The sequence below is a fragment of the Kitasatospora sp. NPDC056800 genome, from assembly GCF_042789775.1.
Classification (GTDB): Bacteria; Actinomycetota; Actinomycetes; order Streptomycetales; family Streptomycetaceae; genus Kitasatospora.
In genome coordinates, this window is the sequence record NZ_JBHUAL010000072.1 from 1 (window position 1) to 9,317 (window position 9,317).

A 9,317-nucleotide genomic window follows, 5' to 3' on the forward strand; every position below is an offset into this window, starting at 1 on the left:
CGGCGGGGCCGCCGACACCAGGCGGGGCGTCAGGGCGTCAGGGCGTCAGGGTGTGCGGGAGTGCAGTGCGGGGGCTGGGCAGGGCAGTGGGCGGGCCCCGGCGGGGGAGAGGCCGTCGAGGACCAGGGCCAGGTACCGGCGCCAGCCGTCCTCGCGGGGGTCCATCGTCCACAGCACCGAGACCAGCATGACGACGATGCGGTGCAGGTCGTCGGGCACGAGGTCGGCGCGGATCACGCCCGCGCTCTGACCGCGCGCCAGGAGGGCGTCCAGGGCGGCGAAGAACTCCTCGCCGGTCGCCGGGGTCAGGACGCCGGCGGCGCGGGCGGCGGCCAGGACGTTGTAGTCGCCGGCCACCGACTCCAGGGCCGCCGCCAGCACGCGGGCCAGCCCGGACGCGGGGTCGGGGTCGTCGGCGGCGGACTGGATGACGGGCCGGACGCGCTCGCCGAAGCCCTGGTCCAGTACGGCCCGCAGGAGCGCGGCCTTGTCGGGGAAGCGGCGGAACAGGGTGGCGGCCCCGACGCCGGCCCGGCGCGCCACGTCGTCGAGGTGGGCGTCGGGGCCCTGTTCGGTGAAGACCTCCCGGGCGGCCCGGATGATCTTTTCCGCGTTGCGGGCGGCGTCGGCGCGCAGCAGCCGGGGGGCGTCGGGGATCATCCCGGCAGCCTATCCAAGAGTGGGTGGACCGCCGCCGGCCGTCCGGGGCGCGTGCCCTGGCCGGGTGTCAGACCGTCCAGGCTCAGCGGCCGGGGTCAGCGGCCGGGGTCAGCGTCCGGGGGCCTCGGCGATCCGGGCGACGTGGGCCAGGACGGCACCGGCGCCGTCCTCGCCCGCCATGAGCCCGGCGACGGCGGCCGCGCGGCGGCGGACCGGCTCGGCCAGAGCGGCCGTGATCGCGGCGGCGAGGCGCTCGGCGGTCAAGTCGGCGAACGGCACGGGCTGCGGGGCCACTCCCAGCCGGTGCAGCCGCGCCGCCCAGAACGGCTGGTCGGCCATCACGGGCACCGGTACGGCGGGGACCCCGGCGCGCAGCGCGGCGCCCGTGGTGCCCGCCCCGGCGTGGTGGACGACGGCGGCCGTGCGGGGGAACAGCCAGTCGTGGGGCACGTCGCCGACGCAGAACACGCCGTCACCCGCCGCCTCCAGCCCGGCCCAGCCCGCCTGGACCACCGCGCGCACCCCCGCCTGCCGTACCGCGGCCGTCACCAGCTCGCCGAGCCGCTCGCCCTCCCCGGGGGCCATGCTGCCGAAGCCGATGAACACCGGGGCCGGACCGGCCTGGAGGAAGTCGACCAGGTCGCCCGGAGGCTGCCAGCCCAGCGGCCGGGCGGGCCACCAGAAGCCCGCCACGTCGACCGGGGCCGGCCAGTCCGCCGGGCGCGGCAGTAGCACGGGGCTGTAACCGTGGACGACCGGACGGGTGTGCCCGAGCGGTTCCGGCGACGTCCTGCCGGGAAGGCCGAGGCGCTCGCGCATCCGGTCCACGGCACTCGAGAACATTCGGTCCGCGCCCCGGAGCCGCTCCTGGCCTGCGGCGAGGTTGCCCTCCGGTCCCAGGTCCGCGCCGCCGGCGGGGCCGGGCAGCGGGAACTCCGTGGTGGCGAAGGCGGGCGTGAGGTACGTGCCGAGGACGGGCACACCGTACGCGTCTCCCGCCGTCAGGCTGAGCGGCGACGGGGCGAAGGCGGTGAGCAGCAGGTCGGCCCCGCCCGCGACGGCGTCCGCCACTCCGTCGGCGAGCCCGTCCACGAACGCGGTCATCAGCGCGCGGATCTCCTCCGGGGAGGTCGCGCGGGCCCTGGCCCGGATGAGCTCCTCCGGATCCCCCGGCAGCGGCCGGTGCTCCAGGCCGCAGGACTCGAGCAGCGCCGCGAAGGTCGGATGGGCAACCACGGCCACCCGGTGCCCGGCGTCCACCAGACGCCGGCCCAGGCCCGTGAACGGCGCGACGTCCCCGCGGGAGCCGGTGGTGACGATCAGAATACGCATGGGGCAATTCTCCACGCCGGGGCCGGTGTTGATCCAGGCTTGGCCCCGGAGGGGGAGCCTCCGTCCACGTGGGGCCGGTTCGTCCGAGCCCGGCCCAAGAGGGCGTATCAGGAGAGAGCCATGCCCACCGCACCGATCACCCCCGGCGACTTCCCCACCAGCCCGCTCGCGCTGCGCTTCGCCGACCCGGCTCGGCAGGCCAAGGCCCGCGCCTTCGCCTCCGAGCAGGCGGCCGCCGCCACCGAAGCGGCGGACCTGCTGGCCCAGTTGTGGGACACCGCCCCGGGTCGGCCGGCCCGGGCGGCCGCGCTGGCCGCCGTCCACGAGCGGCTGGTCGACTGGCGCTACCGTCTCGCCGTCGCGATGGGCCCGCCTCCCGGCCCGGCCGGTGCCTTCTTCAACCCGGAGCGCTTCCGTACCCCGATCCGGGAGGGCGACACCAACTTCGACCGGCTCGGCGAGGTCGGCCGTCTGCGCGAGGGCGCGGAGTGGGACCAGGCCACGCGCGCCTACGCCGGGGGCCTGGCGACCCCGGCCTCGGAAGCGATGCTTCGCTACGGCCGTCTCGCCGAGCGGCGCTTCGCCGCTGAGGGCGTCGAGGGCGACACCCTCCAGAACTGGGTGCTCCTGCCGGACGGGCGGAGGGTCGCCGGCAACCGCCTCCTGCGGGGCGAGGCCGCGTACCGCGCCGACGCCGAACTCGTCGCCCGCTACGCGGCCCGGGGCCTGGACGCCTCCCGGATCGAGACCGGCGGCAGGCCGGTCTACTCGGCCACTCCCACACCGCGGGACAGCGCCGTCCTGCACTCCGCCGCCCTCGACCTCCTCGCCCGCCCCCACCTCACCGTCGAGGACTACCTGTCGGCCCGCTACCTGCTCTTCCAGGCCCCACAGAACAAGAAGGGGAGCGACGCCGTGACCAGGACGTTCATCGTCACGGTCGGCGCCGTCGCCCTTCCCGGCGCCGTGCCCGTCCTGCCCGAGGACGTCGACCTGCGCTGCTACGTGCTCGGCCAGAGCCGCTGCCATCCGTAGCCGGGCAGAGCCTTCTCCGGCCCTAACCGGCCCGCGTTACGGCCGCCAGCGCCCGCCGGAGAGCTCGGCGAGCGCCTCGGTGAGGTCGGGAGGCAGGGTCCGGACGACGTTCATCGGCTGCACCAGGTACCACCCGTCCCGCCCCCGCCAGCGGGCCGGGGGCAGGGGCGCTCCCGTCCGCGGCCGAACGTGGATGCCGTGGACGGGGGTGTCACGGCCGCGGAGGTGCACCCGGCGGACGGCGACCTCGTCCACGTCGCGCCACTCGTAGCGGCAGCGGTGCCGGCCCGTCCGGGCGGCGATGAAGGTGTCGGTGATGTGCAGTTCGATGTGCCGCCGGCGCAGGAGGCTGATCAGCATCACCAGCAGGCCGAGGGCGGGCACGCCGACGATCGGCTTCCAGGAGTCGAGTCGGTCCCAGGTGCCGCTCACCGTGATCCGGACCAGGTGCAGGCCCAGCAGGGCGCCGAGCGGGCCCCAGTGCGCGAGCATGACGGCGCGGACGCGGCCGGTGAGCAGGTACGAGTTCGGGTCGCGCCGTACGGTGAGGCCGCGCCAGGTCGAGGCCGGGGGCAGGGTCAGGTCGGCGAGGGGACCGGTCGCGACCGTCGTCGCTCCGTCCGGCGTCGCCCGGGGCACCGGGACCCCTGCGGCCCCCGAACCTCCCTGACCTCCCTGGCCTCCCGAGCGGGGCCCGGCCTTGGCGGCCAGGTGCTGCTGGAGCCGCAGGTTGCGGAAGCGGTACGTCCCGGCGGTGCGCTGGAGCAGGCCGGCCCGGTGGGCGTCCCGCAGGAAGGTCATCAGCGTCCAGGGCAGTCGGCCGACGAGTGCCAGCGAGCACCGGGCCAGCAGCCACCGGCTCCACGGGCTGAGCAGCAGGAACGTCGCGCCCGCCCCGCACCAGGTCGCCAGCGGGTAGGACCAGTCCACCTGGTGGTACCGGTAGAGGTGGGTCCGCGACCAGTCCATCAGCCCGATCCCGGCGGCGAGCAGCGGTGCGAGGACCAGCAGCGTCACCAGGACCGAGGTCCGCTCCGAGCGCAGCAGCGAGTCGGGGGTCGCGGCGTCCACGGTGTCCGAGGGGGCCGCCAACGCGACCATCAGATAGGCGGACAGCAGCACCGCCGCCACCAGTGCGAGACCTTCCTCCGCCGGTGCCAGGAGCTGGAGCACGACCAGGGTGAGGATCACCGGCGGCCCGCCGATCACCACCATGAGCCGCCAAGCCCGGCCCAGCCTCCCGTTGCGGCCGGCCGAGCGCAGGGCCCCGGCGAAGCGCAGCGGGTTGACCCGCCGTCGGGGCGTCGAGGTCTCGTCCCCGAACCAGCCCTGCCCGGCCGTGCGGACCAAGCCCGCGAGGGCGACACCGAGGCCCACGGCGGTGCCGAAGCCGAAGGGGTGGCCGGAGCCCCCGACGGCCCCGAGCCCCAGGTCGATCAGCACCGACAGGGCGATCCCCACCACGATCAGCGCGGGCGCCGCCAGTGCCCGCGGCAGTGGCGCGCCGAACAGCCGCCACCAGGCCAGCTCGGCGGTCTCCTGGCGGTTCATCAGCCGGGCCAGGAAGGACAGCCAGGCCCGGGCCCGGTCCGGTTCCCACCGCCGGGGCGGGTGCAGGCGGTCGGGCGCCGGCGGCAGCGCCGGGAACGAGGCGGGCACGATCCGGTCGAGCAGGTGCTGCTCCACCTGCCAGGCGGTCGCGAAGCGCCCGCGGTCCAGCAGCTCGCCCGGGTCCGCCGGGGCCCGCTCGTACCCGCGCCGCAGCAGCCAGACCATCAGCGGCGTCGACAGTGCCCGGCTCACCGGGCTGCCGGGCGCCGCGCGGAGTTCGGCGAGCAGCGGCGCCCACTGCGCGGCGCGCGAGGGCTGCCGGGCCCGGTGCAGGTAGGAGGCGACGTCGCCGGGGGCCAGCGGCAGCGCCTCGATCGCCGAGTCCACCCGGAGCACGTCCCGCTGGGTGGCCACCAGTTCGCGGTAGGGCTCGGTCCGGCAGATCAGCACCACCCCGCCCTCCTGGCCCAGTTGGCGCCCGAGGGCGCCGAGCACAGCGGTCCGCCGGTGCTCGGGCAGTTCGTCGAGGCTGTCCAGGACGGGCAGCAGGCGGCGCTCGCTCACCAGTCGGCGGGCGGGGTGGAGCCCGTCCACCCGGGGCAGACCGGGGTGCTCCTCGGTGATCCGGCCGGCCAGCCAGTCGTGGAAGTTGACCCGCTCGGCGTCCCAGGACTCCAGCGAGAGCATGACGGGCACCGGGACGTCCTCGCCGCGGGTGAGCCGGCGGGCGAGCAGCTCCAGGGTGAGCAGCACGGCGAGGGTCGTCTTGCCCGCGCCGGCCCCGCCGAGGATCAGCAGGCGGCGGTGGTCGAGTCCCAGCAGAGCCTCCGCCATCGTGCCGACCCGGTCGCCGCGCCCGCCGAGTTCGGCCCCCGGCGCGAGCGCGGTGCGGCTGTGCACCCAGCGGACGGCCAACGGTTCGGGGTCGGCCATGTCCCAGGCGTCGGCCTCGGCCCGCCACTGGTACAGCAGGCTGCGGGCGAGCCGCTCCTCGGCGAGGCCGAGCGGTGTCTCCGCCGCCACGGCCCGGGGCGGCACGGTGAGGTGCAGCTCCCCGTTGAGCACACCGATCTGCACCAGGTAGTGGACCGTACTGTCGGTGACGACGTTCCGGATGTTCGTGGGCCCGTGGCCGTCTTCGAATTCCACCACTCCCCGGCTCCGCCCCTGTGTCGACCGCTGCCGCGCGAACTCCCTTTCTACCAGGGCCCGTCCGACCTGTTCGACGGACCGTCGGTTCTCTGGCGGTTCCGGGCCGGGCGGACGGGCCCGGCCCGAACCGGTACTCGGCCGGAAGAGCACCAGGCCGGCCGGTTTCACCCAGCCCGTGCGCTCGGCACTCCGGCCCACGGGTCTGTCACAGCCCCCTGCGATGATCACCGGCAGTGTCGACAGAACCGGAGCAGAGCATGGCCGAGCAGGTGGAGCAGGGCGTCGCGCGGGTGGCCGAGAGCATCGCGGCGAACGCACCCGAGAGTTGGACGGAGGCGGTGCTGGCCAGCCGCCAAGGCCTGTTCGGCCTGGGCGTCTCCGGTCGGTACACGATCGCCGGTGAGAAGCCGCGGCCGGTCCACGGGGTCGCGATCTTCCAGGGCCTGGACGACGTGACGGCGGCGGTGGGAGCGGCCCGCGGTTGGGAGCGCACGAATCTGGAGATACGGTGCCGGCCGTCCGGCGAGTTCGCCCTGACGGCGTCCCGGCAGGTCGTCTCCCGACTGCACGATGCCCGTCCCGGGTTCCTGGCCGTCCTGGACCACGACTGTCGGCTGTCCCAGCCGGGTGTCGCCCAGGAGGAGAGCGGCGCCGCCCCGGCGGGCGATCCGGATCTCGCGGTCACCCGGCTGCGGGCCTACCTGGAGCGGCGTGCCGACATCCTGGGACACGCCGAGAGGCTGCCACCGCCGGTGACCACCACGGCACTCGACGACGCCGAGCGCCGGCTCGGCCGGCCGCTGCCCGCCGACCTGCGAGCGCTCTACCTGATCGCCGACGGCAGTGGGGACGAGGCGATCGGCCTCTTCGGCAGCCTCGCCTGGATGCCCCTGGCACGCCTGGTCGCCGTCAACGCGAACCTGTGGGAGCCGGTGTGGTCCGGCTGGGAGACCTCCTGGGACTCGGTCGTGCTCGACGCCGAGCCGCTCGACACCGTCCGGCGCTGCCACGAGCACCCGGGCTGGCTGCCGTTCGCGACCGCCGACGACGGCAACTACCTGGCGGTCGACATGTCCCCGGCCCGGGCCGGACGTCCCGGCCAGGTGATCCAGATCGGCCGCGACTACTACGACGGGCCGCTCTACGTCTGCGACTCCGTCACCTCACTCCTCGCCCGCTACCTGGACCTGCTGGAGCGGGACGCCTACGAAGTGGAGGAGGACGAGGTCGACTACATCGAGTTCGTGGAAGGCCCACGTGAATTCGGCTCCAGCCCCGAGCTGGTGGCGGACGGAATTCCTCAGGACGTCCCACCCGGCGTCCAGACCGTCCTGATCCACTGCAACGCCCCCAGTGGGCTCATGGACCTCACCCCGCTCACCGCCGCTCCCCACCTGCGGCGCCTCGAACTCCACCGCCGCCCTGTCGACGACCTGTCCCCGCTTCGGGAGCTGCCCGTCGAGTTCCTGGGCGTCACCCTGCACGGCGGCGACCTCGCGCCGCTCGCGGGCCACCGGTACCTGACCGCCCTCGACCTCGCCACATCCGGGCCCGTCGACATCGCCCCACTGCGCACCGTCCCGAACCTCCGCGGCCTGGACCTCTCCCGGGCGGAGGTCCGGAACCTCACCGCGCTCGCCGAGTGCCCCGACCTGCGCTACCTGGCCCTCACCGCCGGCCAGTGGGCCGTCCTGCTGGACCAGGGCGCACTCCCGGCCACCCTGGCCGCCGCCCGCCTGGCCGGAGCGGAGGTGCCCGATGAGGTGGCGCTGGCCTGGGCCGAACGACTCGGCCGGTTCGTCGGGGAGCCGTTCACCGTCACCGGGACCCTCGCTCCTGACGGCGGGTGAGAGCGGCCGCGTGCACATCCACCGGCTGCGCAGGATCCTGCGCATCGGGGACAGCCCGGACTCGGTGATCGAGCACGACCGGGGCGGCTACCGGCTGGTCTCCGGCGCCGCCGAGGTGGACCTGGCGCGGATGGAGGACCTGGTCACCGCCGGGCCGTGGCCCGCGGCGCGACATCCTTGAACGGCTCAACTCGCATATCAGCTGAGCTGATTACCGATCTCCTTCGTCCGTTCGGGTTCTCTTTCCGGACGGGCCGTGATTCCCGGCCCCGCCCCGGCGGGCCCGGCCGAGACTGGCCAGGAATTCTGCCGGATCGTCACCGATCGAATGCCATGACGGAGGAAAGCATGCTCGGAGATCTCACGGGCGCAGTGACCGACGCCCGCTACCGTGCCTCGTTCGGGCGGGTCGCCGGTTACCTGCCGAAGGACCGCCGGGCCGTCGACGTCTGGCTGGCGGACCTCGCGGACCGCGCCCAGGCGCGAACGGGGCCGCACAGCCCCGCCGTTGCGGCCATGGAGAAGCTGATCGAGACCGACAGGAACACCCGGTCGCTGGTGGCCGGCACGCTGGAGCAGCTCCCGCGCGCGCTCCAGCCGATCCAGGGCGTCGGCCACCTGCTCCAGTGCGTGGACCTGATCATCACGACCGCGCCCGAGTACCGCGCCAAGTCCGAGGAGCGGATCCTCTTCCCGCTGTCCGCGCTGTTCGCGAACCTGGCGCTGACGAAGGCGGGCGAGAGCCTCCTGCGCACCCCGGCGTTCAACTCCGCGCTCCAGCAGGTCCTCCGCGAGTGGTGCGTGTTCCTGGACAGCCCCGCGAGCCGCTCCGTGCTGACCGAGGCGGACAACGGCTGGCTGTCCCCGTACTCCGTCGAACGCCACCGGCTCGACGACTACGAGATCCCCGACCGCGGCGCCGAGCACTGGGGCTTCGCGTCGTTCAACGACTTCTTCCACCGCAAGCTCAAGCCCGGGGCCCGGCCGGTCTCCACCGACCCGACGGCGGTCCTCGCGCCGAGCGACGGCACCCTGGTGCGCCACGAGCGGAAGGTGGGGAAGAACGCCGGGTTCACCCTCAAGGGCCAGACCTTCTCCCTGGCGGAGACGCTCAACAACAGCAGCTACACGGACCGCTTCGTCGGCGGCGACGTCCTGCAGTTGGTGCTCCCCGCCACCGGCTACCACCGCTGGCACGCGCCGGTCGACGGCGTGGTCCGGCACGTGGAGGTCGTCCCCGGCCTGGTGTTCGGCACGGCCGAGCTGGACGGGTCGGGCCCCGCGCCTCAGGGGGTGTCGTTCGGCGGCGCGGCGGCGTCCAGTACGCGTGCCCTGGTCTTCATCGAGAGCACCGCTCCCCGCATCGGCATGATCTGTCTGGCCGCCGTCGGCATCGGCGAGATCTCCTCGGTCACGCCCGTGGTCCGCGAGGACCAGGAGGTGCGGAAGGGCGACGAGCTCGGCTACTTCAGCTACGGCGGATCCACCCACTTCATGGCCTTCGAGCCGGGCAGCGACGTGGAGCCCACGGTCGAGCCGAGCGAGGACGTCGACCCCGAGGACGACCCCCAGGTCGCCACCAACGCCCCCCTCGCCAACGCTGGTTGACCCCCTCGGGTGTGGCGGCCCGGGGGTGGCGCCCCGGGGGGCCCCCCCCCCCCCCCACAACCAGAAAACCCGTGGGATATAAAAAAAATAAACAGCCCCCGACGAAAATTTTTTATATAAAGGTGGTGG

General features: G+C 74.4%; 7 protein-coding genes. 4 read left to right on the top strand and 3 right to left on the bottom strand.

Translation table 11 applies throughout. The annotated features are described in order from the left end of the window. Positions 1 to 45: 45 nt before the first annotated feature. Both ACFRQN_RS17990 and ACFRQN_RS17995 read right to left on the bottom strand, forming a co-directional pair. A complete protein-coding gene (locus ACFRQN_RS17990; RefSeq protein WP_049653081.1) occupies positions 46 to 660 on the bottom strand; it encodes a TetR/AcrR family transcriptional regulator in 615 nt (204 codons plus the stop codon). A 108-nt stretch (positions 661 to 768) separates the two neighbouring features. Then, on the bottom strand, positions 769 to 1,992 hold the full coding sequence (locus ACFRQN_RS17995; protein WP_380741152.1) for a glycosyltransferase: 1,224 nt from the start codon (positions 1,990 to 1,992) through the stop codon (positions 769 to 771). A gap of 120 nt (positions 1,993 to 2,112) precedes the next feature. Here ACFRQN_RS17995 and ACFRQN_RS18000 point away from each other — a divergent pair, with 120 nt between their 5' ends. Then, positions 2,113 to 3,027: a hypothetical protein gene (locus tag ACFRQN_RS18000; protein WP_380741153.1), complete on the top strand. Its 915-nt coding sequence runs from the start codon at positions 2,113 to 2,115 to the stop codon at positions 3,025 to 3,027. A 36-nt stretch (positions 3,028 to 3,063) separates the two neighbouring features. On the opposite strand, the gene ACFRQN_RS18005 is transcribed toward ACFRQN_RS18000, so the two are convergent. Further along, on the bottom strand, positions 3,064 to 5,727 hold the full coding sequence (locus ACFRQN_RS18005) for an NACHT domain-containing protein (RefSeq protein ID WP_380741154.1): 2,664 nt from the start codon (positions 5,725 to 5,727) through the stop codon (positions 3,064 to 3,066). Between the two features lie 236 nt (positions 5,728 to 5,963). Here ACFRQN_RS18005 and ACFRQN_RS18010 point away from each other — a divergent pair, with 236 nt between their 5' ends. The 3 genes from ACFRQN_RS18010 (at position 5,964) to ACFRQN_RS18020 (ending at position 9,188) form a co-directional block, all read left to right on the top strand. Next, the gene (locus ACFRQN_RS18010; RefSeq protein ID WP_241852942.1) at positions 5,964 to 7,580 is read left to right on the top strand and encodes an SMI1/KNR4 family protein; all 1,617 of its coding nucleotides are present in this window, start codon (positions 5,964 to 5,966) and stop codon (positions 7,578 to 7,580) included. A gap of 10 nt (positions 7,581 to 7,590) precedes the next feature. Beyond that, on the top strand, positions 7,591 to 7,761 hold the full coding sequence (locus ACFRQN_RS18015; protein WP_158077721.1) for a hypothetical protein: 171 nt from the start codon (positions 7,591 to 7,593) through the stop codon (positions 7,759 to 7,761). A 167-nt stretch (positions 7,762 to 7,928) separates the two neighbouring features. Then, positions 7,929 to 9,188, top strand: coding sequence for a phosphatidylserine decarboxylase family protein (locus tag ACFRQN_RS18020; RefSeq protein ID WP_074003230.1), 1,260 nt, complete (start codon positions 7,929 to 7,931; stop codon positions 9,186 to 9,188). Positions 9,189 to 9,317: the final 129 nt, after the last annotated feature.

Excerpts from the sequence above, each read along its gene's own strand:
- ACFRQN_RS17990 (WP_049653081.1), bottom strand. The coding sequence starts at position 660 with ATGATCCCCGACGCCCCCCGGCTGCTGCGCGCCGACGCCGCCCGCAAC.
- ACFRQN_RS17995 (WP_380741152.1), bottom strand. The coding sequence starts at position 1,992 with ATGCGTATTCTGATCGTCACCACCGGCTCCCGCGGGGACGTCGCGCCG.
- ACFRQN_RS18000 (WP_380741153.1), top strand. The coding sequence starts at position 2,113 with ATGCCCACCGCACCGATCACCCCCGGCGACTTCCCCACCAGCCCGCTC.
- ACFRQN_RS18020 (WP_074003230.1), top strand. The coding sequence starts at position 7,929 with ATGCTCGGAGATCTCACGGGCGCAGTGACCGACGCCCGCTACCGTGCC.